Below are 25,037 nucleotides of genomic sequence, written 5' to 3' on the forward strand. Positions count from 1 at the left end.
GATGGAAGATGAATTTTTACGATTGTAGTAACTTAGAAACCATTTGCGGAATTTGATTCGCTTGTGAAACCATACTAAGGGCAACTTCAGTTAACAATTTAAACTTTAAAAAATCGCTCATTTCCTGCGCCATATCCGCATCTTCAATTCGAGATGAGGCATCTGTTAACGCCATACTTTGGCTATTTAAATTTTCAATATTGAAATGTAAACGATTTATCATAGCTCCAAGATCAGCACGATGAAGTGACACACTTTGCAAAGCCTCTTCAATTTTAAGAATTGCCGCTCTTGCTTCTTGTTCTGTTGAAATCTTGATGTCGTGTTGTGTAGGGGAAGGTGGTGGAATAGACTTTGATATATGTACCGTATGACCGATATCGTCTAATGTAACAGGGCGGTTTTGACCGTCAAATACGGATAAATCATTAAACTCAGTCGTCTCGCCAATATAGCTAATTTGTTCTGTTAAAGATTGAAACTCTTTATTCAGTGAATCACGGTTTTTATTTGAATTTGTACTGTTTGCGGATTGAATGGCTAAATCACGCATGCGCTGCAAAATATTCATCACAGTTTGAAGTGCAGCTTCGGCTGTGCGAAGCATCGATATTGCATCCTCATTATTACGAATCGCCACGCGCATACCACTTTCTCTCGCGTGCATACGAGTCACAATTGCAATATTAGCGGGATTATCCGAAGAGTTGTTCAACTTCTTACCAGTCGCCAAATGCTCCATTGTAACATTCATATGCTTCTCATTCTCATACAACGACTGCCTAGCATTCATACTCAAAACATTCGTACCAATACGCATAATAGACACTCCTTATAGATTGATATAGTTAGTGTTCTAAAGCTAATAAAAGGTCATGAAAAGAAAAAAAGACTTATGCTTATTTGCTATTTGTGTTTTAGAATAAGAGGGGGTCAAGATAAGCACTAACCGCTTCTATGCGTCGCAGATGCTCTCTTCCACATAAAAAAAGAAAGCTTTTATAAATAATCTATCTATATAGAAAAAATAAACCTCTCCGCAAGCAGAGAGGTTTATTCAGGAAACTAACTCAAATGGCTTATTGTAATAATTTAGAAACCATTTGTGGAGTTTGGTTTGCTTGAGAAAGCATGCTGATACCAGCTTCGTTCAAGATTTTGAACTTAGTCATTTCAGACATTTCTTTCGCCATGTCAGCATCTTCTACTTGAGAAGCGGCAGATGCCATGCTTGATGCTTGGTTTTTCAAGTTATTTACATTAAAGTCAAGACGGTTTAACGTAGCACCTAAAGTTGCACGATTAGAAGCAATTGTTTCTAAAGCTTCGTCAATTGCTTTGATTGCAGAGTTAGCATCAGTAGCTGTTGAAGTTTTACCATCTGTAGTAGCAGCTTTAAATGCATCACCAATTGCACGAGCAGCTTCTAATGTATTACCAGAATCATCAGTTTTACTGAAACGATCAATCGCATCTGAAATTCTTGTCACATCACTTGAATTCATAGAACCTTTAACTTTATCAAACTCTGCTACGAAAGCTTTCATTGCAGTCTTTCTACTATCAGTAGTAGAATTTGTATCTAAATCAGATAAAGCTTTTGATGCAGTATCAGCAGTAGTGATGTCTGCTGTTAATGTAGCTTTAGCAGCTCCTTTGAAAGCGGCTCCGATTGCTTTAGCGTTTTCTAGAGTGTTTTCACCTTCGAATTTTTTAATTGCAGCATCAATTGTTTCAACATCTTTAGCATTCATAGCCACTTTAAGATCTTTGTATTGATCAGTGAATGCTTTTACTGCAGCAGTTCTTTTAGTATCAGTATCACCAGTAGTACCATCTAATTTTGATAGTGCATCTGCAGATGCGTTAGCTATAGTGTTATCAGCAACACCAACTAACTTGTTACCAGAACCAATACCAAGTCCATTAGCAGCAATACTCAGGTTGTTGATTTTTAATGCAGTAGTAGAAGAGTCAGATAAGCTAATGTCAATTTGTTTACCTTTATCGTCAGAATCTAGTGTTTGGATTGCGATAGCTTTGTTGCTGCCGTCTAATAATTTTTTATCATTGAATTCTGTGTTTTTAGAGATGTAATCAATTTGTTCTTTTAACGCAGCGAACTCTTTGTCTAGTGCGCCTTGGTTTTTATCTGTATTTGTGCCGTTTGCAGATTGGTTAGCAAGGTCACGCATACGAAGTAAGATGTTAGATACTGAGTTCATTGCTGAATCAGCTGTACGGATTAAAGAAATACCGTCTTGTGTGTTGTTAGCTGCAACACCTAATCCGCTTTCACGTGCACGCATACGAGTTGCGATTGCAAGACCTGCTGCATCGTCAGAAGCGTTGTTGATACGTTTACCGCTTGATAAACGGTCCATAGCAGTACTCATTTTAGCTTGGTTTTGGCGCATGTACTCTTGCGTACGCATGCTGTTAATGTTTGTATTAATTCTCATGTTAAGAAACCCCCATTTTTTTATATTGACTTTTCTGCAAATTGAAAAACGGTAATATGCGAAAAAATCAATTTCGAGATTTATTGTAATCCTTGCTACAACGGGTGTCAACTAAAAATTCGAATTAATAAATATAAAAAAATAACAGTTTAACAATATATTCATTTTTTTATTACATAATTATTAAAAGGATTATTGCAAACTTTAAAAAAAAACTCTAATATTAGATTATCTTTGTTTACCGAAAAGGTGATATTATGATAGTTGGAAATATAGTAAAAGAAGTGCTTGCATATAAGAAAGGGCAAATTCAGCAAAAGCTAAGTAGTCCACAAGCATTCGTTAGTAGTCGTTTTCAAGAGAAGTTGCAGAGTGAACCTGCGAAGGAGACGAAAGAAACTACGCAGCCGGCAAAAGTAGAAGATATGAGTCAGCCGGTACAATCTACGAAAATAGAAGCGGTTGTTAATAAGCCGGTAGAAACTATTAATAAAGTAGAGGAAGCGAGTAAGTCTGAAGAAAAGGCTGAAGCGAAGAAAGCAGATGAAGTGCAAGTTGCGCAAAAAGAGTTTGAACGACGTTTCCCAGAAACGAAAAATGAGGCTGTTGATACGTGGGAATTAACGAAGAAGTATAATATTCAAAAAATACGTTCTTTCAATGAAGGGAAGTATGAGGATATTATTGATCGCACTAGCCGTACATACGGAATTCCGAAAACGTTAATTCAAAAAATGATTGAAGTAGAGTCTAATTTTAATCCGAAAACGGTGTCACATGCCGGTGCGATGGGTCTTATGCAGCTTATGCCAGCGAATGTGAAGGAGATGGGTGTGAAGAATCCATTTTCACCAGCTGAAAGTATTGAAGGTGGCGTAAAAGAGTTAAGCGGTTATTTAAAGAAAAATAACGGCGACTTAGTATTGGCGCTTGCTTCTTATAATGCTGGTCCTGGGAATGTGAGGAAGTACGGAGGCGTACCGCCATTTAAAGAAACGCAAGGATATATTAAAAAAATATTAAATATCGACGTTTCAAAATAAGAAGTTTCATATATAGAGAGAACATGAAATTTTCGTGAACATGATATGGGAGTTGGCTAGATTTGAAATTACAAGATGATATTCCGTTAACAATTTATTTTGAAATCGGAAATACGAAAAAGAAAATTGAAGATCTGCTTCATATTACGAAAGGTACATTGTATCGTCTTGAAAATTCAACGAAAAATACGGTGCGTCTTATGCTTGAGAATGAAGAGATTGGAACCGGAAAGATTTTGACGAAGAATGGGAAGATGTACGTTGAAATCGTTGAATTGAAAAGGTAGGGAAGGGGATTGTCATGAGTGGCGAAAAATTAAGCCAAGAGCAAATTGATGCCCTGCTGAAGGCGGTAAATGAAGGCGAGGAAATGCCAGCTTTCGCACAAGAAGCAGGAAAGCAAGAGAAATTTCAAGAGTATGATTTTAATAGACCAGAGAAGTTCGGTGTTGAGCATTTACGGAGTTTGCAAGCGATTGCTTCTACGTTTGGAAAACAGACGTCACAGACGTTATCAGCGCGTATGCGTATTCCAATTGAACTAGAGCCTTCAACAGTTGAACAAGTTCCATTTACGAGTGAGTATGTGGAGAAAATGCCGAAAGATTATTATTTATATTGCGTAATTGATCTCGGTTTACCAGAGCTTGGAGAAATTGTTATTGAGATTGATTTAGCATTCGTTATTTATATTCATGAATGTTGGCTTGGCGGAGATAGTAAGCGTAACTTTACGATGCGCAGACCGTTAACAGCATTTGAGTTTTTAACGCTTGATAATATATTCTTGCTTCTTTGTAAAAATTTAGAGCAATCATTTGAAAGTGTTGTTGCGATTGAACCGAAATTTGTAACGACGGAAACAGATCCGAATGCATTAAAGATTACGACAGCGAGCGATATCATTTCATTACTTAATGTAAATATGAAAACAGATTTTTGGAATACGACGGTGCGTATCGGGATTCCGTTCTTATCTGTTGAAGAAATTATGGATAAGTTAACGTCTGAAAATATTGTCGAACATTCTTCGGACAAACGTAGGAAGTATACGTCTGAAGTGGAAGTGAAAGTAAATCAAGTGTACAAACCTGTTCACGTTGCAATTGGTGAGCAGAAAATGACAATGAGTGAGATTGAACAAATTGAAGAAGGCGATATTATTCCGCTTCATACGAAAGTTTCGGATGAATTACTTGGTTATGTAGATGGAAAGCATAAATTTAATTGTTTTATTGGAAAAGATGGAACGCGTAAGGCGCTCCTATTTAAAAGTTTTGTAGAGTAGGAGGATCCATATGAAGCATGAAGTATCTCCCGTGTCATTAATGGGATTAGAAGATTTTGCAGGAAAGCGAAATGAAGCAGGTAAAGCACATATTGATACTGTTTCAGATATTTCGATTGAACTTGGTGTAAAGCTTGGAAAGTCATCTATTACGCTTGGTGATGTGAAGCAGTTAAAAGTTGGCGATGTTCTGGAAGTAGAGAAAAACTTAGGACATAAAGTAGATGTGTATTTAAGTAATATGAAAGTCGGCATCGGTGAAGCAATCGTAATGGACGAGAAATTCGGTATTATCATTTCTGAAATTGAAGCTGACAAGAAACAAGCGGCGCTTATGAAAGCGCAAAGTCAAATGCAAGATAAAGAGTAAAGGAGGAGTCATATGTCGTATATGACGACCTTATTTCAAGTCGTTTTACTGTTTGGTGCGCTCGGTTACGGTGCATATTATATGACGAAAAAGACGCGCAAACAGCAGTTTTTTAAGCAGGGTGAAAATGGCCATATTCAAGTAAAAGACGGCGTGTATTTAAATCATCAAACGAGTGCCTTTTTATTTGAAGTGGACGGAAAGCAAGTGTTCACTGTTATTAGTAATAACGGTGTGCAGTCTGTGCAATTAACCGGAACAGGAAATCAGTTTCAACAAGCACTAGAAGACGCGGTGAAGACTGAAACGAAAAAAGTAGAGGATCCATCATGAGAATAAAGAAACAGTTATCATTATTAGCCGTTATTTTCGTATTTTCTATCGTTTTTTCAATTATTTTTGTAAATCCAGCGTATGCGGCCCCGAACGGTTTTATTAATTTCGAAAATGGAAAAGAGTTTACGAGTAATTCAAGTGTACAACTATTTGCGCTCGTTACCCTTTTATCATTATCTTCTTCTATCGTTCTATTATTTACACATTTTACTTATTTTATGATCGTTCTTGGGATTACACGTCAAGGACTTGGGGTAATGAATTTACCACCAAACCAAGTGCTTGTTGGACTTGCATTATTTTTATCACTCTTTACGATGCAGCCTGTACTCGGGCAACTGAAGAGCGATGTGTGGGATCCGATGACGAAAGAGAAAATAACAGTAAGCCAAGCTGCGGAAACGACAGCTCCTATTATGAAAGAATATATGTCAAAGCATACGTATAAGCATGATTTGAAAATGATGCTGAAAGTACGCGGAGAAGAGTTGCCGAAAGATTTAAAGGATCTATCCTTATTTACACTCGTACCATCCTTTACGTTAACGCAAATTCAAAAAGGGTTACTTACAGGGATGTTTATTTATTTAGCGTTTGTATTTATAGATTTGATTATTAGTACACTTTTAATGTACCTCGGGATGATGATGGTACCGCCGATGATTTTAAGTTTACCGTTTAAAATACTCGTTTTCGTATATTTAGGTGGATATACAAAAATCGTCGATATTATGTTTAAGACGGTCGCCTGAAGCGTTTGATGCTATGTGATAGGAGTCATATAAATGAATACGTCACCAATTATAGATATTTTCCAAACCTTTTTTTATAAAGGGGTTATGATTTTAATGCCGATTGCCGTTGTAAGTCTGATTGTCGTTATTATTATCGCGGTTATTATGGCAATGATGCAAATTCAAGAGCAAACGCTGACGTTTTTACCGAAAATGGCGAGTATTGTGCTCGTAATTATCATTTTAGGTCCGTGGATGTTCCAAGAGTTAACGATGCTTATTTTAGATTTATTTGATAAAATCCCATCGCTATTGCGTTCGTACTAAGATAGGTGAACTGAAATGAATATGGAATTATGGGCGGCAACGTTTTTTGCGTTTTGTCGCATTACTTCATTTTTATATTTTTTACCGTTTTTCTCAGGCCGATCCATTCCAGCAATGGCGAAGGTTACAGTTGGACTCGCTCTTTCAATTACAGTGGCGGATCAAGTGGATGTCTCTCACATCAAGACAGTTTGGGACGTTGCAGCTTATGCAGGAACGCAAATTGTAATTGGATTATCACTTTCAAAAATTGTAGAAATGCTGTGGAACATTCCGAAAATGGCAGGGCATATTTTAGACTTTGATATTGGTTTATCACAAGCAAGTTTGTTTGATGTAAATGCAGGGTCACAGTCCACTTTGCTATCAACAATTTTTGATATATTTTTTCTTATTATTTTTATTTCACTGGGCGGCATTAACTATTTCGTTGCCACTATTTTAAAGTCGTTTCAATATACAGAGGCGATTTCAAAATTGTTGACGACTAGTTTTTTAGATAGTCTACTCGCAACGTTATTATTTGCGATCACATCAGCGGTTGAAATTGCTCTGCCGCTTATGGGAAGTTTATTCATCATTAACTTTGTTCTTATTTTAATTGCAAAAAATGCTCCGCAATTAAACGTTTTTATGAATGCATACGTAATTAAAATTACATGTGGGATTTTGTTTATTGCGATGAGTGTACCGATGCTCGGTTATGTGTTTAAAAATATGACGGATGTATTACTTGAAGAGTATACGAAACTATTTAACTTTTTCTTAACGAAGTAGGGGGACGCGCATGGCAAAGGATAATAAAACAGAAAAGGCCACCCCGCAGAAGCGTAAAAAATCGCGTGAAGAAGGGAATATTGCCCGGAGTAAAGATTTAAATAATTTATTTTCCATACTTGTATTAGCAGTTGTCGTTTATTTCTTCGGAGATTGGCTAGGGTTTGAGATTGCGAATTCCGTAGCGGTGCTGTTTGATCAAATTGGAAAAAATACAGATTCAACCGAGTATTTTTATTTAATGGGGATTTTATTACTGAAAGTATCGGCTCCGATATTAATACTCGTATATGCTTTTCATTTATTCAATTATATGATTCAAGTCGGCTTCCTATTTTCTTCTAAAGTCATTAAACCGAAAGCGTCACGTATTAATCCGAAAAACTATTTTACGAGATTGTTTAGTCGTAAAAGTTTAGTAGATATTTTGAAATCACTGTTTTATATGGGATTAATCGGTTACGTTTCGTACGTTCTCTTTAAAAAGAATTTAGAGAAGATTGTTAGTATGATTGGATTTAACTGGACAGCGTCACTCACTGAAATTATTAGCCAAATTAAATTTATCTTTTTAGCCATTTTAATTATTTTAATCATTCTTTCTATTATCGATTTCATTTATCAAAGATGGGAGTACGAACAAGATATTAAGATGAAAAAAGAAGAAGTAAAAAGGGAGCATAAAGATAATGAAGGGGACCCGCAAGTAAAGGGGAAACGAAAAAACTTTATGCATGCCATCTTGCAAGGGACAATCGCGAAGAAGATGGATGGTGCAACGTTTATTGTGAACAACCCGACGCATATTTCGGTTGTACTTCGTTACAATAAACACGTTGATGCAGCACCAATTGTCGTTGCAAAAGGGGAAGATGAGCTCGCATTATATATACGAACGCTTGCCCGTGAACAAGAAATACCAATGGTGGAAAACCGTCCGCTTGCTCGTTCTTTATATTATCAGGTCGAGGAAGATGAGACGATTCCAGAAGATTTATACGTAGCTGTAATTGAAGTTATGCGCTATTTAATTCAGACGAACGAACTTGAAGTGTAATAGCGCGTTTGGAGGAGATCTCTTTGTTTAAGATAGAGTCTGCAAGAACCTATTTTTCTATCTTTTTAGCAGCGTCATTCGTAGTGGCGCTCTTAATTCCACTTCCACCATTTATACTTGATATCATTATCGTTTTTCTACTAAGTATGTCAGTGCTTATTTATATGCGAGCGACAAGTATTAACGAGTGGGATGAATTAAAGTCATTTCCAACGATGTTGTTATTAATCGGGATTTTCCGCGTATCGATTAACGTTTCGACGACGCGAGCGATTTTGACAGATGGAAATGCAGGTCATGTTATTGAAGAGTTCGGCCAGTTCGTAATTGGCGGGAACTTATTAATTGGTATCGTTATTTTTACAGTATTAATCATATTCCAGTTTATCGTTGCAAACGGTGCATCTCGTACAGCTGAAGTAGCAGCTCGTTTTACACTTGATTCTTTACCGGGGAAACAAATGTCTATCGATGCTGATTTAAACCAGCGTATTATTTCAGAAAAAGATGCACAGGCAAAACGAAAAAAATTAAATATGGAAACAGAGTTTTACGGGGCGATGGATGGTGCCGGAAAGTTCATTAAAGGGGACGTTATTTTCGGGATTGTCATTTTATTCGTAAACATTATTTTCGGTTTAATTGTCGGCATGATGCAGCAAGGAATGAGCTTTGCAGATGCAGCTCTTCATTATACACAGTTAACTGTCGGTGACGGAATCGTAAACCAAATCGGTTCATTAATGCTTGCAATTTCAACAGGTATTATCGTAACGCGTGTATTTGACGGCTCACCGGATACAGTAACAGAAGGTATCTTTAAAGAGTTATTAGCGCATGAAGTCGTTGTATATGCACTAGGTGGTTTATTTATCGCAATGGGTATTTTTACTCCGCTACCGTTTCTACCATTCGCACTCGTTGGTGGAACGATTATCTTCTTGGGCATTCGTAATAAAAATCGAATAAAGAAAGAAAAAGAAGACGAGCTTCAAAAAGAATTAGAAATGATTCAAGGCGAAGATGAGCAACTGCAACAAGTGGAAGATTCATTCGGAGTATTTACGGATAAATATCCGATTATTGTAGAACTCGGTTTAGATTTAGCAGCACTTGTAAAGCAGAAAATTAACGGGGAAACAGCTCGTGATAAAGTTGTTCTTATGCGGAAGTCGATTATTACTGACCTTGGTATTAACGTTCCTGGAATTAACTTTAAAGATAATACGAGCTTTAGACCACGCGGACGTTACATTATTCGAATTAAAGGTGCTAAGGCGGCTGAAGGTGTTTTAAAATCAGGTTATTTATTAGCACTGAAAACACCGAACGTAATGGCTGATTTAGATGCAGAGCCAGCTAAAGATCCAATTTTCGGTGAAGATGGATATTGGATTTTAGAGCATATGGTGCAAGATGCACAAATGAAAGGCTATCAAGTGTTAGAGCCACTTAGCATATTAATTACACATTTAGATGTTGTTGTTAGACGTAATCTTCATGAATTAATTCAGCGTCAACATGTAAAAGACTTAATTAACTCGCTTGAAAATGATAATGGCGTTCTATTAGAAGAGATTAAGAAGAAAGAAATTGATTTATCACTCGTTCAAAATGTTATTAAACAACTTCTAAAAGAAGGTATTTCTATTCGTGATTTACCAACAATTATTGAAGGTATTATTGACGGCAAAGAAATTTATCAAAACCACGTTGACGGTGTGACATCATTTGTTCGTGAATGTATTTCAAAAGTTATTTGTGAAAATGCGAAAAATCCGGACGGAAAAATATATGCAGCGCTCTTCTCTGATTCAATTGAGTTAGATGCGGATGTTGTGAATAATTCATATCAAGGTTACTTATTAAACTGGGATTTAGATTTAGAAACACGTGTCGTTGAGCAAGTGCAGCGCGTCTTTAAGCAAGCACGTTTAATGGGAAGAGAACCAGTGTTATTAACACGTAGAAAAGATTTTAGATTTGCGATCGTAAGACTGCTAGAACGTTATCAAGTGGAAGCACAAGTACTTTGTATTAGCGAATTAGCACCAGAAATTGTTGTGGATCAAATTGCCTATATTGAATAGTAGGGGGTGAAGTAATGGAAAGTACAGAAAAGAAAGAAGCGTTAATGCGAATAAAAGCAGCTTCGAAAAATGAATTGTATCGAAAGTTATTTGACCAATATGGTACAGATTATTATTACGTTGTCGATGAAAGTGTAAAACGAAATATACCGTTTTTCTGGAAAAAGGATTATGAAATGTTAGTTGCTTTTCCAGAAGAAAAACAGGAAGAAGTGAATGAAGGTACAGCTCAATTTCATGAACAGTTAATGGATGTTGTGAATGATCCTTCAGAACAAATTGTGAAGGCGAATGGAATTCAATCAGTACTGCACAATTTAGAAAACGTAACGACTTCTATGTCATACGCGGCGATGCAAACAGGAAATAGTGAAGAATGGGCAAGAAAAAAAGAGAAACTATTAAAGCTGTTCGAAAAAGGAATTGTCGTTGTGAAACCGACGAAAGAAGCGGAAGTAACGAAAAAGAAAAAAGTTGTGAAACAAGTCGTTCAGGTAAAGAAAGAAGAAGTAGCTCCAAAGAAAGAAAATCAAGAATCTGTACCGTTTATTATTCAAAAAGTAATTCGGATGCTAGAACAAAACGATGTAGAACAATATTTCATTTATGCATATGCTGAAAAGTTAAAAATAAAGTTTGAAAATGCAACGATGATTACAGAAGAAGAAGTTATCAGGTACATATTGGAAGATATGAAATCTCATTTTAATACGGAAAACGTCTTTGAAAAAGAAGTACAAACAATCGCATTAATCGGTCCAACTGGCGTTGGTAAAACGACGACACTCGCCAAAATGGCATGGCAATTTCACGGTAAGAACAAAACAGTTGGTTTTATAACGACAGATCATTCTCGCATAGGGACAGTGCAGCAATTGCAAGATAACGTAAAGACAATTGGATCGGAAGTAATTGCTGTGCGTGATGAAGCTGCAATGACAAGAGCGCTTACGTATTTTAAAGAAGAAGCACGCGTCGATTATATTTTAATTGATACAGCCGGAAAAAATTATCGTACGTCAGAAACAGTGGAAGAAATGATTGAAACGATGGGACAAGTAGAACCAGATTATATTTGTTTAACGTTATCAGCTTCGATGAAAAGTAAAGATATGATTGAAATCATTACAAACTTTAAAGATATTCATATAGATGGTATTGTGTTTACAAAATTTGATGAAACAGCAAGTAGTGGCGAATTGTTGAAAATTCCAGCAGTATCATCAGCTCCTATTGTATTAATGACAGATGGCCAAGACATAAGGAAAAATATACATATCGCTACAGCTGAACATTTAGCGAAACAAATGTTACAAACATCGTAGAAAAGAGGTGAAGAATAAGGCGCTTGCCTTATTCAAACGAATATGAACGGTCTTTATATAGGTTCTATGGGTATGATGAATTACATGCAGCGTATTAATGTTCATTCGAATAACGTTGCAAATGCTCAAACGACAGGATTTAAAGCAGAAAATATGACGTCTAAAGTATTTGATGTACAAGACACATATCGCCGAGGAGATGGGGCGGTAACAAATATCGGTTCGGTCGATTACGCTGTAGTACCAGCTGCAACACATGTGAATTTAGTACAAGGAAATATACAAATGACAAATAGCGCTACAGATTTCTTTTTAGATGACGGCGCGGCCGGCACAACATCATTTTTCGTTACTTCTAAAAATGATGAAACGTTTTTAACGAGAGATGGTAGTTTCACATTAAATAGTGATCGTTATTTACAAACATCTTCAGGTGCTTTCGTAATGGGAGAGAATAATGAGCGTATTCGTATTCCAGAAGGAGCAAAGGTTGCTGTACAAGCAGACGGTACATTATATGATGAAGTAACACAAAATAATATTGCTCGTTTACAAACAAAAACAGTAGATGCCGAAACGAATGCTCGTCTCGTGCAACGTGAGAACAAAAGCTTTACACTAGCAGAAGGAAACATTGCTAATTTACCGAACGGAACAGGAATAGTAAAAAATCATATGCTAGAAAATTCAAATGTTGATATGACGAAAGAGATGGCAGATCTTATGACGGATCAAAAAATGATTCAAGCATCACAGCGTGTTATGACGTCATTTGATAAAATTTATGAAAAAGAAGCGAATGAAATATTGAGATAAAAGACTTCCAAAAGTGGGAGTCTTTTTTGTTATTGCTTTTATTACAGTTACATCATAAAATGATAATGATTATCAATATCATTTTATCTATTTTCATAAGAATAGAATTTCATAATGACAGCAACATTTGTTTAACTAAGTGAATTAAAAATAAGGGGATGGTGTGAAGATGTCTAAAAAGAATCAACTTTGCATTGGATTATGTTTAATTTCTAGAAAGAAAGAACAAGAGAATGAGTTTAATTCCGGAATTGATGAGCAAGTAGAGTTGGCACTACAGGCAGAAAAGGCTAAGTTAGATTTTGTTTTTAAAGCCGATTATTTAGTGGCCCACCCAGATTTAATTGCTAGAAATAAAGGGAATGTAATTTTAGACCCAACATTATTGTTTACTGCTATTGCGTACGCAACTGAAAAAATTGGAGTCGTTACAACCGCTTCAACTTCATTTTATCCACCATATATATTAGCAAGGCAATTACAATCGTTACACTGGATTAGTAACGGCCGAGTAGGGTGGAATATTGTTACATCAATTGACGGTGCTGAAAACTTTGGTGAGGAAGGGATGCCATCATCTGAGGAGAGATATGCGAAAGCAGCAGAATGTACAGAGTTAGTAAGAAAACTTTGGAGGAGTCATCCTTATGAAGTGTTGAAAATAGATAACACTGAAGTTATTAGAGAGATGGCCAAGCCAATTGAACATAGTGGTGAATATTTTGAGGTAAAAGGTCCGCTGAATATCCCACAGCATATATCAGGAGAAATGCCATTATTTCAAGCCGGTGCTTCAGAGTCTGGTCGGAATTTTGCTGCTTCTGTTGCAGATGCAATTTTTGCTGCAACGCCAGATGTAGAGTCAGGTATTGAACTTCGTCAAGATTTAAGAAGAAGAGCAGAACAGCATGGCCGGAAGCAAGATGCTATACGCGTATTACCTGGATTATATTTCTTTATAGGTGATACATATGAAGAGGCGCTAGAAATGCATAGACAAGCTCATCAACATCTCACAAAAGAGAAGAGATATGCGTTACTTGAAATGGTTCTCGGATTAGATGCGAGAGGGATTCCGCTAGAAAGTAAAATTACCGAAGAGATGCTGCCAAGTCGGGATCAAACTGTACGTAGTAAAACACATGCAGAATTATTACGGCATTTCATTATTAAAAATGAACCAACAGTTGAACAAATACTAGAGCGACCAGAAGTTGTTGGATCGGCTCATTGGGTTGCGGTTGGTACACCAAAAGACGTTGCGAAGCAAATTATGGATAGGTTTGAGGCCGGAGCGTTAGATGGATTTATTGCTATTCCAGGAGGACCTCCCAAGTCACTAAATCTATTCTTTAGTGAAGTCATTCCTTTATTTGTGAAGGCGGGAGTATTTAGAGAAGAGTATACAGGTTCTACTTTACGGGAGCATTTGGCGGGAAACATGTTAAATACTTTACAGTTAAAATAAATAATAGCATGTAGAAAAAAGCCTTATTATAAAAGGCTTTTTTTATTTAAAATTAAAAATTCTGAAATATAAGTTGACTGTATGAATATTATTTTTTATATTAGTAGGTATAACTATAACTACTAAAGAGGTGAGAGTATGAAAACGGCATTATATTTAGAAGATGCATACAAAACGAGTTGCGAGACAGAAGTGATAAGAGTGGAAGGGAATAAAGTATTTGTAAAAGAAACAGTTTTTTATCCAACTGGTGGAGGACAGGAATGTGATACGGGTGTCATTGTACAAGATGGGTCTGTATTTGAAGTTGAAAAAGTAAAGAAGGAGCAGGGAGAAATAGTTCACTATATAAAAGATGAAGCTCAAGTAAAATTAGGTCCAGTTAAATTAGAGATGAATTGGGAAAGACGTCATAATTTAATGCGTCATCACTCTTTACTGCATCTTATCGGAGCTGTAGTTTATGAAAAGTATGGAGCTCTATGCACCGGAAATCAAATTTATCCTGATAAAGCACGTATCGATTTTAATGAGTTACAAGAGTTATCGAGCGTGGAAGTAGAAGAAATTGTTGAGGAAGTGAATAAACTTATTAAGCAAAATAAAGAAATTTCCACTCGTTATATGAGCCGCGAAGAAGCAGAAAATGCTGTAGGAATGATTAAAACAGCAATCAATCTCCTGCCAACTACTATCCAAGAAATCCGCATTGTTACAATTGAAAACTTAGACGAACAAGCTTGTGGAGGCACACATGTGAAAAATACGAGTGAAATAGGAACACTTGTTATTGATAAAGTAAAAAGTAAAGGGAAGCAAAATCGCCGTTTTGAAGTAAGAGCGATTTAGATTGTGAGGGGTTACCGATGGATGAAATTATAAAGGAATTACAAAAGTTAGGATTTTCCCAATATGAATGTAAAGCGTATATTGGATTGTTAAAACATTCCCCAGTAACTGGCTATGAAGTGAGTAAACAAACAGGAGTACCTCGTTCTATGATTTACGAGGTACTCGGTAAGTTAATGGATAAAGGAGCAGTGCATATTGTACCTTCTGAACCAGTTAAATATGTACCAGTACCAGCTACCGAATTAATGAATCGAATGCGAAAAGACTTTGAAAAGTCCTTTGAATTTTTAGATGAGAAATTAAATTGTTTAGAACAAGAGCGACAAATAGATGTAATTTCGCATATTCGCTCAAATGATCGTGTTTTAAAAGAAATATGCAATATAATTAATAGGGCAAAGGAAGAATTATGGATTTCTGTATGGGAAGATCAAGTGCATGAAATTGAGCCATACGTTTATCAAAAGGAAGAGGAAGGCGTACATATATTTTCAATCTTATTTGGAGCTCCAGAAACAAAAATAGGAGCGACGTTTCACCATAATTATATGACGCCTCACGTTGTTGAAAAGAGAATGGGTGGTCATTTAACTGTTATTGCGCGTGATGGAGAGGAAGTATTAATTGCGAACTTCTCAAATGATAGCACTTCATGGGCCGTTACAACGTATGACCCAGCGCTAGTTCTCGTTGCTACAGAGTATGTGCGGCACGATATTATGGTTGAAGAAATCACGAAGGAATTTGGAGCTGATAAGTTAGATACGTTATGGCGTGAAAATATAGATTTAGTTCATGTCGTAACAGGAAAACGAACTTTAGAAGGAATGGAGGATGATAGAGATGAGTAAAGCTCAGGCACATGTAGCTTTGCAGAGCGATGATACATTTCAGCAAGGAGTAAAAGATTGTTTACCAACTGTATTTGGTTACTTGAGCATCGGTATAGCAGCTGGTGTAATTGCAAAAACAGCAGGTTTTTCTATCATTGAAATTGCATTTATGTCCACTTTAATTTATGCAGGTTCTGCCCAATTTATATTAGCTGGTATGTATGCAGCCGGTGCTCCTGCTTCCGCAATTATTTTTACTGTATTTTTTGTTAACTTGCGCCACCTTCTTATGAGTGCTGCACTCGCGCCGTACTTTACGAAAATTCCTCTATTTAAAAACTTAATCATCGGTTCGCAAATTACAGATGAAACTTTCGGCGTTGCAGTGCAACACGCGGCGCAAAAAGGATATTTAGGTGAAAGATGGATGATCGGGCTTAACGTAACAGCGTATTTAAATTGGATTCTTGCTACTATTATTGGTGGACTGTTTGGTGAGTGGATACCAGATCCACATACATACGGGATGGATTATGCATTACCAGCGATGTTTATTGGATTATTTGTTCTTCAGCTCATAAGTAGTAAACCAAAACTAGCAATTCATTTAAGTGTTGCAATTGTAGCGATTATCATCGCATACGTTTCACACCTATTTATGCCAGATAGTATAGCGGTTATTATCGCAACCTTACTAGCTGCGACGATTGGAGTGGTGATTGAAAAATGGAAATGAGATTAGATGTATTATTACTTTTACTAGCAGCAGGAGCTGTTACACTCGTGCCACGTATTTTACCTCTACTCGTATTTAGCAAACTACAAATTCCTGACTGGGGTTTAAAATGGTTAAATTACATACCAATTGCGATATTAGCAGCGCTTTTAGCACAAGTTTTATTTATGCATGAGACGATGCAGTGGGATTACCTTATCGCAGCAATTCCCACATTTCTTGTAGCGATATATACTCGTAGTTTATTAGGTACAGTATTAACGGGAGTGGTTGTGATTATTTTGTTACGTTTCTTTTTCTAAAAAGGATTACGCTCATATAATAGCGAAAAGTGTAATAACATGAAAAATATAGGGGTGGTGTTATGATACTTTTAACGATAGGAGCAATTTTGTTAACGTTGTTTATTTTCTTTATTCTCGGTTTTATTACATTTATGATGTTTGTTGATAAGGCGACACCTCAAATATATTATACACCTTGTGAATCAGTGACAGTGAAAGCTAAAGGTAAAGATAGAAGGAAGAAAAGTTGAATGTTGGCTTTTCTTCCTTCTTCTATTACATCCCCGAAATAACTAACAACAATAACCCAAATAAAGAACTAATAAAGTTTCACTTTACAAGAAATGAATCTATTACATTGTATGCTTGTTTTGTAGAGTGCCCGTTATATTTTTCAGTGTACGGATTTAGAAATCCATGTTCACCGTGTAGTTGTTGTATTTCTAGTAAAGGATTTTTTTGTTGCTGCAATGTTTGAATTAAAGAGGATACTGAAAAACTAGCTTCTTTTTCAGGAAATATAAGTAGTGTAGCGCATGTAGGCTTTATGTGAACATAGTCGCGTATACGAGAACCGTAACATCCGATGATAAAATCTATTTTCGGATTGTTACTACATAGCCATGAGATGGTAGCTCCAACACTAAAGCCGATAAGTCCAATATGTGTATAATTGCTTGAAAGGGTATTGATGAATGCTTCAATTTGGTCTTTTCCATCATTAAATCCAATATGATTTACAAAATGTTCATATGCTTTTTCTTCATCACGATAATGAAATGCGTGTTGTAAGTGCAGAAGATTAGGACAGAATACGTCAATATGAGATGAAGTAAATTGCTCGGTAACGTGATGCATATGGTCGTTCACACCATATATTTCATGAACAATAACGAGAGCTAATTTTTCCTTCATAGTTATATTGTGCCTCTTTGAAACTTAAATTCTTTCTCAACAAGGCAAATACGCAGATGGAAGTTTTCATACCATTGCTCACGACCTCTTTTTTTCGCTTCTTTATGTAAGGCGTTCTTCTTCCAATTTTCAATTGCATCAAGTGATTCCCAATAAGAAATTGTTATTCCGAGCCCAGAATTACCTCGTGCACTTTCTACACCTAAAAATCCAGGTTGTTGCTTTGCAAGTTCCTCCATTGTTTCGGCAACGGTATTATAGTCTGTTGTATCATTTGATAAATTAGAAGTGAATATCACGGCATAATAATGACTCATTTTTTGTGAAGTATTTTTCATATACATTCCCCCCTTTAATAAGTATTTTAGCATGTAAAAAAGAAAAGAAGCACGACGCTTCTTTTCTTTTTTACGCTGTGAATTTTAATCCAGCATATATTTTACGACCCTTTTTTTGAATCCAACACACTTGTGCATTTTTCTTTTGAATATTACGTTCTTCCATTGTTACTTGTATAATTTGGTCAATCACAAGAGGGATGTTCGTTTGTACTTGGCACCCACCTGTACTATAGTCGATAATGGTCGCTTCAATCGGCATCCCATTCATATGCAATGTTCCAGGAGACATCAGTTGCTCACGTATATGTTGCCTGCGAAATTGTCTTGGTGCTTTTTTTGTGTTTTTTATGAAAGATGCAATTGCTAGTGTAAGAAATGCTTTATCGTACACCTTTTCCACCCGGTCATTAACCGGTTTACTAAATAGATGAAGAATGAGTTTACAATATTGCTCATGGGATACATCATCAAATGATACACCAACTTGTACAGAACTTTCTTGTCTCCGAATCCATTTTTTTGTACTATAAATCTTTTCTACCTCGCCAAAAGATAGCATATAGGAAGATAGACTTGATAAAGTTTCAAATGGAATGGAGGAATCTAATTCAAAACGTGCCCCCGTTTCACTAATATCAAGGATATTGCAAGAAATGATCCTATCTTCGGCATATAAAGTACCTGGTAAATTTACTACGAAACGTTCTGAATTTCGAAAACGCGGTCTTTCAAATGCTACAAATAGTGAAGTGACAATAGCTATCCCGTTGTATAGTAACCAGAAAATGTTAATATATAAGCTCTCTCTTTCAATATAATATTGCTCAGGGTATAAGAGCATAAGTGTTGCTCGAATAAGTGCAATAATTGTTAAAATGAGTAATATGAGATGAGGGATGCTTGCAATCCATAAAAAATGCCTTGTATTATTTTGAACTCCCTTTCTTGTCACATGAAATTGAAACTTTTTACGTAAGAAAATTTCTGATAAAATAGCAAATCCCATATAAGGAGCCATAGCAACTTCGTACACATGACTCCACGTAGTTGTTCGTTTTTTATTAGAAACAGCTTTGAAAATAAGCTGTGATGTTAAAAAGGCAGGTGCCCAGAACATAAATAAGTGCATGAAATTAATTTCTAAACTATAAATATCAAATACTAAAAATAATAGCGGTGCTAATAAAAATATCATTTTATAAACACCGAAAAACCAATAATGAATTCCATCTGCATATAAAAGACGCTGCATAAAAGATAATCCTTTTATAGTGAAAGGATTCCATTTTTTTACGACTTGAATGTTCCCTCTACACCAGCGGTCCCGTTGTTTTAATAAATCACTAAATGTTTCTGGGGATAATCCAACAGCTAGTGTTTCATTGACAAATATAGTCTCCCATTTGTTAGCTTGTAGTAGCATACCAGTTGCCATATCTTCAGTAATAACTCCAGTCGCAAATCCTCCAATTTCTTCAAGCGCGGTGCGGCGAAATAGGGCGTTACTACCAACATACATCGTAGCATTAAAGCGATCTTTCCCTTCTTCTAACTGGCGCATAAAGAAATCTTGTTCATTGGCGATGTTATCTTCAAAAAACAAATTATATTGGAAAGGATCAGCATTATAAAAAACTTGTGGTGCTTGAATGAATACAACATTATTTTTAGAAAAATATCCAATCGTTCGCTCTAAAAAGTTAGCTCGTGGTATCATATCGGCATCCATTGTTACGATAATATCACCTTTTGAATGAAGCATCGCATGATTTAAATTTCCAGCTTTTGCATGCTTGTTTTCGGTGCGAGTTATGTGATGAACAGAAAAATCTGCCGCAAGTTGCTTTACACTTTCACGGCGCCCGTCGTCACAAATATAAATGTTTAGTAACTCTTTCGGATAAGTAATCAACGTACAACCAGCTACAGTACGTTTTAACAAATCGATCGGTTCATTGTAAGTGGCAATAAATATGTCGACAGTAGGTAGTTTTTCAAAAGTGGATAATGGTACTTCTTTCCGTTTATATGGTTTCCATGAAACAATGCTAAAAACGATAGATTGTAAGTAACCAGCCCATTCTGTAATTAACAATATAATACCAGCGATAATACTTATGAGATTAATAGTTGGTAACGAATAAAAAGTTCGCCAAATAAGATAAATAGCATTACAAATGAGAAATAGAATAATAAGTAATTTTTTTGACCATAAATATTTGTGTGCAAGGGCGTAAGTAATAATGATTACGAAAAAAATAATACCTAAACCTTCGTATATAGAGAGGCTCATACAATTCCTCCTTTATGTATAGAGTGGGAAATAGAAAAAAATTTATATTATTCATCTATAAAGATTTAATTATTTCCAGAGTATAAAATATCACAAAATATAGGGTTAGAGTATAAAATTTACATTTTCTTATTATAAGCTTAAAAAATTAGAAGAAATAATAGTTGTATTTTTGATTCATAAGAAAAATGCCACTTCAAAAGAGAAGTGGCATTTCTTATATTTCCTCTAAGCTATTAACTGGAACAGTTAATTCGCGTCCTGGGTTTTTTACTTCATATATGCGGGCGGTTTCATTGCTTTCATCGACGTGTTGAATCATAACAGGCATGCCTTGAAAACTGACATTGGCTTGTTCCGCTGACACAGAAAGCTCTATTGCACGTTGTATATTCATTTATATTCCTCCCATCATTATTATCTTTGCTAAAAAAGAGGAATAATATACCATTTTGAGACATTCTTAAAGTTTTTGTATTATTTGTAATGTTTCTTTAATAAATGAAGAAAAGATGGAATCAGGATAGGACTGTACGATTTCATATGCTTCTGTTACTTCTTCAAGAGCTCTTTTTTTATCATTAAGTTTGACATAACAAAGAGCACGATATGCCCCAGCTGTTGTAAGCCGTGCGTGATCAAGTGGATGGTTTATATAATCTGGTATGATAGCACGTTGTAATGTTTTTAAAGCTTCTTCGTATTGTTTTAAACCATACAAAGCTTTTCCTTTTTCAAGATAATACGATCCATCATCTTGAAAAATTCGCTCATCTTTTAGTTGTTCTCGAAATTGTTCTACATGTTCTAATGCAATAGTATATTCATGAGTAATTGTGTTGTAGTAGTAAGCTTTTAAAAGATTAATAACCGCTGCAGATAAAGTATCTTCTGTAAAAATGGCAAATTGCTCTGATTTTTTTATGTAATGTAAATATTGTTCTTTATCAGCCGTTAGGACTTTTTGGTAAGATAAAATACGGTAAAATTCATCTGTTTTATAATACACTTGATGTTTTTTTGAAAATGCAAGCGCATCTAAAATGACACTTTCACATTGTTCGTAATTACCATATGCAAGAAAAATAATCGCCTCATATAAATATAACTCGATATGTATAATGAGATCCATTTCTAAATGTTTCTCTTCATAGTCATTTCGGATGCTAGCAATGAGTTGTAAACATTCAGCATACTTTTTACGTGTGAATATCGTAAAGGATAATTTTAATTTTGTTTCCGTACTTTCCCGGTATAACGTATATTTTTCAAAAATAGAAGTAGCCTTTTCCACGTAATGTTCAATATTGTAATCTTTCATTTTAGCCGCAGCTGTTACAAATTGTTTATATAAACGAGCGGTATTCAAAGTAGGAGGTAGCTCTTTTTGAACGATAGGTAGTAAGATCTCATATACTTCATCGTACTTATTTGCTTTTATTAGTTGTTCCATTTGTTGAATGAGTTCTATCTTTTCCACATCATCATCTTCTAGTAAAAAACTCGTTTCGCATCCAAGTTTTTCAGCAATATATTGTAATGTTTTCATGGAAGGTGTAGCTTTTCCGTTTTCAATTTGGCTTAGCATACTTTTTGTCAGCTCTGAACCTGCTAAATCAGTTTGAGTAAGCTTTTTTTCTTTTCGTAACGTTTTAATTTTTGCACCGAGAGTAGCCATTATATGCTCCTTTATAATTTAAAAGTTAAATACAATTAAACTTTTTATTGTAAAAATTGGAAAGTTGATTATATAATAAGTTTAACACAATTTAACTTTTAAGGGGAGAGTGTCATAATGGGGGATATAAATATAGGTCAAAATGATTGGAAAATGAAGATTGCAACGAGAAATATTATTTTAATGATGATTGGAAAAATGACGTCCTTGTTAGGAGCGGGTATTTATACGTTTGCAATGGGATTATACGTATTAAAGACAACGGGTTCAGGAATGGGGTTTGCAACTACGCTTATTTGCGGATCGATTCCAAGGCTGATCTGTGGACCGATTGCTGGTGCTGTAGCTGACCGTGTTAATCGAAAATGGCTTGTCATCGGTACTGATTTGTTAAGTAGTTTAACAATGCTTATTATGTTTATCCTTGCAACTACTTTTGGGCCATCACTTCTGTTTATTTATGTTTCAGCAGCATTATTATCAATTTGTGCGAGTTTTTATTCTGTTGCATTAACTTCATCTATTCCAAGTTTAGTAGATGAGGGACGTATTCAAAAAGCGAGTGCTTTGAACCAGACGGCAGCATCTTTATCAAATATTTTAGCACCGATTATTGGTGGAGTTGTATTTGGTTTCTTTTCAATTAAATCGTTTTTCCTGCTAAATAGCATTACATTCTTTTTAGCGGTAATTGTACAATTATTTATCGTATTCGATTTATATAAAAAAGACATGGCTGAAAGTAAAGAGCATTTCTTGACAAGTATAAAAGAAGGGTTTTCATATGTAAAAAGACAGCATGAAATATATGGTTTAATGAAAATTGCAGTAGGGGTAAACTTTTTTGCGAGTGCACTTTTCGTTTCACTTCCATATATTATTGTTCAAAATTTGCATCTATCTTCGAAGCAACTCGGTGTTGTAGAGGGAATGTTAGCAGTTGGGATGTTAATTGGTGCAATTGCGTTATCAGTACGTAAAGAAGTGAATAATCCGTTTCGCTCTGTTTATATTGGGTTGTTTTTATTTGCGAGCTTGAGTTTATGTACAGTGTTTCCATTAGTAGTCACCATTCCGAAAGTAGCAAGTTTTATTTACTATATCGCTTTTATGATGTTAACTGGTATATCAATGATGGTTGTAAATATTCCGATGCAAGTACATTTGCAAAAGACGACAAATCCCAATTATTTAGGACGCGTTTTCGGCTTACTTGAAACAATTTCTACTGCAATCGCACCACTCGGTATGATTGTGTATGGATTATTATTAGATATGTTGCCAACTAGCATTGTTATGATGACATTAGGCGGAGGCTTATTGTTAGTTGTATTAGTAGGAGTAAAGAAGCATGTAATGAAAAAGCAAGTGGATGTGTCTGCCTAAAAGGAAATTTGACTTAACGAAATAAAAATGACCGAATTAGTATTTTAGTTTTTGAAACTCTTTTTCATGTATGTTAAAGTAAAGTGAGCTTGCAAAGAAAAGGAGACAACAGCATGAAAAAATTAAATTTTGTTATGCTTTTTCTATTAATCGTAATGGCTGGATGTAGCAATTATGACACATATATTGAAACAGGTATGCAATCATTGAAAGATGAAAAGTATAGTGATGCAACAATGTGGTTCGAAAAAGCAGAAAAAGAGAAATCAGGAAATGAAGCGAAATCATATAAAGAAGTTGCTGAGAAAATGGATCACGGGGCAACAGTATTAAAAGACGGTAAGTATTTAGAAGCGAAAGACATTGCAAATGAAGTGTTACAAAAGAAAAAAGATGATGCACTTGAAAAAGCTGTAACATCAAATGCAGAGAATATGCTTCAAAAAGCAAAAGATGTAGAAGAGAAAGTGAATGAAAGAGTAGCAAAGCGTAGAAAGGTAGAAGAAGAAGGAATCGATAAAATTATTAAAGCTGTCGATAGTATAGATGAAGTGAAAGAAAAAGAGAAGAAAGTATCAGAAGCATTAGATAAGGCTGAAGAGGCGCAAGCAAAAATTGAGGCAAAGAAAAATAAATAGATTTATAGTGTAAAAGGCTGTCGTGCATAACGACAGCCTTTTAATTTTTTGTTGCAAATGAATGGATGCTCTGTAGTAAAAAAGAAATGATTTTAGAATTCCATCTGTCCTCATGATGAATCGTATAAATATTACGCTGAAATTCAAATTCTGGGATTGGTATATAGCATAGCTCATTTCGTTGTATTTCTTGCTCAATAGCAAGTTTAGAAATAAAGGCAATTCCATTACCATATTTTAAAATTTGTTTCATCGTTTCTAATGAGTCTAATTCAATTTCTGATTGGAATGTAATGTTATGAACTGACATCCATTTTGTAAGTAAATCTCTCGTTGTAGATGGATTACGATGCAATAGTATGCGTTCCTTTTCGATATTTTGTAACGATACATTTTCTTTCTTTGAAAAATGATGTTCTTTGGAAAAGGCAAGAACAAGTGTATCAGGTATTATATTCGTTTGTTTTAAAAGTGGTTCATCAAATGGAGCAGCGGAAATTATCCCAAGATCGATTTCGTGATTTTGTAGCATCATTCGAATTTCAGGGGCTGTTTTAACTAGTAGCGTTATTTTTATATTGGGAAATTCACATTGAAATTCATGAACGACTTCTGGCAAAAGATAAGTCGCTGGTACATAACTAGCGCCGATTGTTATAGCACCTTTATTAAAATCTTTAAACTCTTGCGTGACACGTCTAGCTTCTTTCATAAGTGCATCTATTTTAGAAGCATAATGGTGCAAAGCCTCACCAGCCTCTGTTAAGAAATACCTTCCAGAACGTAATTCGAATAAAGACACACCGAGTTCTTCTTCTAAGCTTTTTATATGAAATGTAATAGTTGGTTGTTTAACGCCAAGTTTTTCTGCAACAATTGTAAGCTTTTTGTATTTCTTAATAAGTACTACAATTTCTAATTTTAAGAGATTCATTATGAATTGCCGCCTTTTTTATTTTAACTATAGAAAAAATCTATAGAAATAAAT

At 35.3% G+C, this 25,037-nt stretch carries 28 protein-coding genes; 20 read left to right on the forward strand and 8 right to left on the reverse strand.

Annotated elements, in window-relative coordinates:
* Positions 1-16 precede the first annotated feature (16 nt).
* Both DOS87_RS08510 and DOS87_RS08515 read right to left on the reverse strand, forming a co-directional pair.
* Positions 17-820, reverse strand: a complete 804-nt coding sequence (locus tag DOS87_RS08510) for a flagellin N-terminal helical domain-containing protein (RefSeq protein ID WP_098577912.1) — start codon at positions 818-820, stop codon at positions 17-19.
* 259 nt (positions 821-1,079) lie between these two features.
* Positions 1,080-2,462 carry a flagellin N-terminal helical domain-containing protein gene (locus DOS87_RS08515; protein WP_098577913.1) on the reverse strand — a complete coding sequence of 461 codons (1,383 nt, stop codon included), beginning with the start codon at positions 2,460-2,462 and terminating at the stop codon, positions 1,080-1,082.
* A gap of 257 nt (positions 2,463-2,719) precedes the next feature.
* On the opposite strand from DOS87_RS08515, the gene DOS87_RS08520 reads away from it, so the two are divergent.
* From DOS87_RS08520 to DOS87_RS08605, 18 genes are all read left to right on the forward strand, one after another.
* A complete protein-coding gene (locus tag DOS87_RS08520) occupies positions 2,720-3,505 on the forward strand; it encodes a lytic transglycosylase domain-containing protein (protein WP_098578222.1) in 786 nt (261 codons plus the stop codon).
* Positions 3,506-3,567: 62 nt separating this feature from the next.
* Positions 3,568-3,792 (forward strand): flagellar motor switch protein FliN, encoded by a 225-nt coding sequence (locus tag DOS87_RS08525; RefSeq protein ID WP_000775712.1) that lies wholly within the window; start codon positions 3,568-3,570, stop codon positions 3,790-3,792.
* Positions 3,793-3,806: 14 nt separating this feature from the next.
* On the forward strand, positions 3,807-4,793 hold the full coding sequence (fliM, locus tag DOS87_RS08530; RefSeq protein WP_000012361.1) for a flagellar motor switch protein FliM: 987 nt from the start codon (positions 3,807-3,809) through the stop codon (positions 4,791-4,793).
* A 10-nt stretch (positions 4,794-4,803) separates the two neighbouring features.
* Entirely contained in the window at positions 4,804-5,163 is a 360-nt protein-coding gene (fliN, locus tag DOS87_RS08535; RefSeq protein WP_000680010.1) for a flagellar motor switch protein FliN, read from the forward strand.
* Between the two features lie 12 nt (positions 5,164-5,175).
* On the forward strand, positions 5,176-5,496 hold the full coding sequence (locus DOS87_RS08540; RefSeq protein ID WP_000121178.1) for a hypothetical protein: 321 nt from the start codon (positions 5,176-5,178) through the stop codon (positions 5,494-5,496).
* Positions 5,493-6,251 (forward strand): flagellar type III secretion system pore protein FliP, encoded by a 759-nt coding sequence (locus tag DOS87_RS08545; protein ID WP_001220582.1) that lies wholly within the window; start codon positions 5,493-5,495, stop codon positions 6,249-6,251. The genes DOS87_RS08540 and DOS87_RS08545 overlap by 4 nt, the downstream gene beginning before the upstream one ends.
* Positions 6,252-6,284: 33 nt before the next feature.
* Positions 6,285-6,560, forward strand: a complete 276-nt coding sequence (locus DOS87_RS08550; protein WP_001098080.1) for a flagellar biosynthetic protein FliQ — start codon at positions 6,285-6,287, stop codon at positions 6,558-6,560.
* 15 nt (positions 6,561-6,575) lie between these two features.
* On the forward strand, positions 6,576-7,337 hold the full coding sequence (locus tag DOS87_RS08555; RefSeq protein WP_001055718.1) for a flagellar biosynthetic protein FliR: 762 nt from the start codon (positions 6,576-6,578) through the stop codon (positions 7,335-7,337).
* A gap of 10 nt (positions 7,338-7,347) precedes the next feature.
* A complete protein-coding gene (flhB, locus tag DOS87_RS08560) occupies positions 7,348-8,394 on the forward strand; it encodes a flagellar type III secretion system protein FlhB (protein WP_098578221.1) in 1,047 nt (348 codons plus the stop codon).
* Positions 8,395-8,417: 23 nt separating this feature from the next.
* The gene (gene flhA, locus DOS87_RS08565; protein WP_000472586.1) at positions 8,418-10,484 is read left to right on the forward strand and encodes a flagellar biosynthesis protein FlhA; all 2,067 of its coding nucleotides are present in this window, start codon (positions 8,418-8,420) and stop codon (positions 10,482-10,484) included.
* 14 nt (positions 10,485-10,498) lie between these two features.
* Positions 10,499-11,809, forward strand: coding sequence for a flagellar biosynthesis GTPase FlhF (flhF, locus tag DOS87_RS08570; RefSeq protein ID WP_000446179.1), 1,311 nt, complete (start codon positions 10,499-10,501; stop codon positions 11,807-11,809).
* 42 nt (positions 11,810-11,851) lie between these two features.
* Positions 11,852-12,625, forward strand: a complete 774-nt coding sequence (locus DOS87_RS08575) for a flagellar basal-body rod protein FlgG (RefSeq protein ID WP_001013934.1) — start codon at positions 11,852-11,854, stop codon at positions 12,623-12,625.
* Between the two features lie 169 nt (positions 12,626-12,794).
* Positions 12,795-14,093 carry an NtaA/DmoA family FMN-dependent monooxygenase gene (locus DOS87_RS08580; RefSeq protein ID WP_000038859.1) on the forward strand — a complete coding sequence of 433 codons (1,299 nt, stop codon included), beginning with the start codon at positions 12,795-12,797 and terminating at the stop codon, positions 14,091-14,093.
* A gap of 138 nt (positions 14,094-14,231) precedes the next feature.
* Positions 14,232-14,942: an alanyl-tRNA editing protein gene (locus DOS87_RS08585; protein ID WP_098578220.1), complete on the forward strand. Its 711-nt coding sequence runs from the start codon at positions 14,232-14,234 to the stop codon at positions 14,940-14,942.
* A 17-nt stretch (positions 14,943-14,959) separates the two neighbouring features.
* A complete protein-coding gene (locus DOS87_RS08590) occupies positions 14,960-15,796 on the forward strand; it encodes a TrmB family transcriptional regulator (protein WP_016077897.1) in 837 nt (278 codons plus the stop codon).
* Positions 15,789-16,514 (forward strand): AzlC family ABC transporter permease, encoded by a 726-nt coding sequence (locus DOS87_RS08595; protein ID WP_000030479.1) that lies wholly within the window; start codon positions 15,789-15,791, stop codon positions 16,512-16,514. The genes DOS87_RS08590 and DOS87_RS08595 overlap by 8 nt, the downstream gene beginning before the upstream one ends.
* Positions 16,505-16,816 (forward strand): AzlD domain-containing protein, encoded by a 312-nt coding sequence (locus DOS87_RS08600; RefSeq protein ID WP_000425944.1) that lies wholly within the window; start codon positions 16,505-16,507, stop codon positions 16,814-16,816. The genes DOS87_RS08595 and DOS87_RS08600 overlap by 10 nt, the downstream gene beginning before the upstream one ends.
* A 62-nt stretch (positions 16,817-16,878) precedes the next feature.
* On the forward strand, positions 16,879-17,049 hold the full coding sequence (locus tag DOS87_RS08605; protein WP_098578219.1) for a DUF3951 domain-containing protein: 171 nt from the start codon (positions 16,879-16,881) through the stop codon (positions 17,047-17,049).
* A 79-nt stretch (positions 17,050-17,128) separates the two neighbouring features.
* Here DOS87_RS08605 and DOS87_RS08610 read toward each other — a convergent pair whose 3' ends face one another.
* From DOS87_RS08610 to DOS87_RS08630, 5 genes are all read right to left on the reverse strand, one after another.
* Entirely contained in the window at positions 17,129-17,713 is a 585-nt protein-coding gene (locus tag DOS87_RS08610) for a dienelactone hydrolase family protein (protein ID WP_000660112.1), read from the reverse strand.
* Positions 17,714-17,715: 2 nt separating this feature from the next.
* Positions 17,716-18,051, reverse strand: coding sequence for an antibiotic biosynthesis monooxygenase family protein (locus DOS87_RS08615; protein ID WP_000799455.1), 336 nt, complete (start codon positions 18,049-18,051; stop codon positions 17,716-17,718).
* A gap of 70 nt (positions 18,052-18,121) precedes the next feature.
* Positions 18,122-20,347 (reverse strand): glycosyltransferase, encoded by a 2,226-nt coding sequence (locus tag DOS87_RS08620; protein WP_098578218.1) that lies wholly within the window; start codon positions 20,345-20,347, stop codon positions 18,122-18,124.
* A 217-nt stretch (positions 20,348-20,564) separates the two neighbouring features.
* Positions 20,565-20,744 (reverse strand): H-type small acid-soluble spore protein, encoded by a 180-nt coding sequence (locus DOS87_RS08625; RefSeq protein ID WP_001025734.1) that lies wholly within the window; start codon positions 20,742-20,744, stop codon positions 20,565-20,567.
* Between the two features lie 66 nt (positions 20,745-20,810).
* The gene (locus DOS87_RS08630; RefSeq protein ID WP_044783905.1) at positions 20,811-22,025 is read right to left on the reverse strand and encodes a helix-turn-helix domain-containing protein; all 1,215 of its coding nucleotides are present in this window, start codon (positions 22,023-22,025) and stop codon (positions 20,811-20,813) included.
* Between the two features lie 117 nt (positions 22,026-22,142).
* On the opposite strand from DOS87_RS08630, the gene DOS87_RS08635 reads away from it, so the two are divergent.
* Both DOS87_RS08635 and DOS87_RS08640 read left to right on the forward strand, forming a co-directional pair.
* Positions 22,143-23,411 (forward strand): MFS transporter, encoded by a 1,269-nt coding sequence (locus DOS87_RS08635; RefSeq protein WP_000502461.1) that lies wholly within the window; start codon positions 22,143-22,145, stop codon positions 23,409-23,411.
* A 113-nt stretch (positions 23,412-23,524) separates the two neighbouring features.
* A complete protein-coding gene (locus DOS87_RS08640; RefSeq protein WP_000735855.1) occupies positions 23,525-24,049 on the forward strand; it encodes a DUF4398 domain-containing protein in 525 nt (174 codons plus the stop codon).
* A gap of 40 nt (positions 24,050-24,089) precedes the next feature.
* On the opposite strand, the gene DOS87_RS08645 is transcribed toward DOS87_RS08640, so the two are convergent.
* The gene (locus DOS87_RS08645; RefSeq protein ID WP_001050622.1) at positions 24,090-24,983 is read right to left on the reverse strand and encodes a LysR family transcriptional regulator; all 894 of its coding nucleotides are present in this window, start codon (positions 24,981-24,983) and stop codon (positions 24,090-24,092) included.
* Positions 24,984-25,037: the final 54 nt, after the last annotated feature.

The sequence above is a fragment of the Bacillus sp. CR71 genome (assembly GCF_003429245.1).
In the GTDB taxonomy this organism is placed as follows: domain Bacteria; phylum Bacillota; class Bacilli; order Bacillales; family Bacillaceae_G; genus Bacillus_A; species Bacillus_A thuringiensis_S.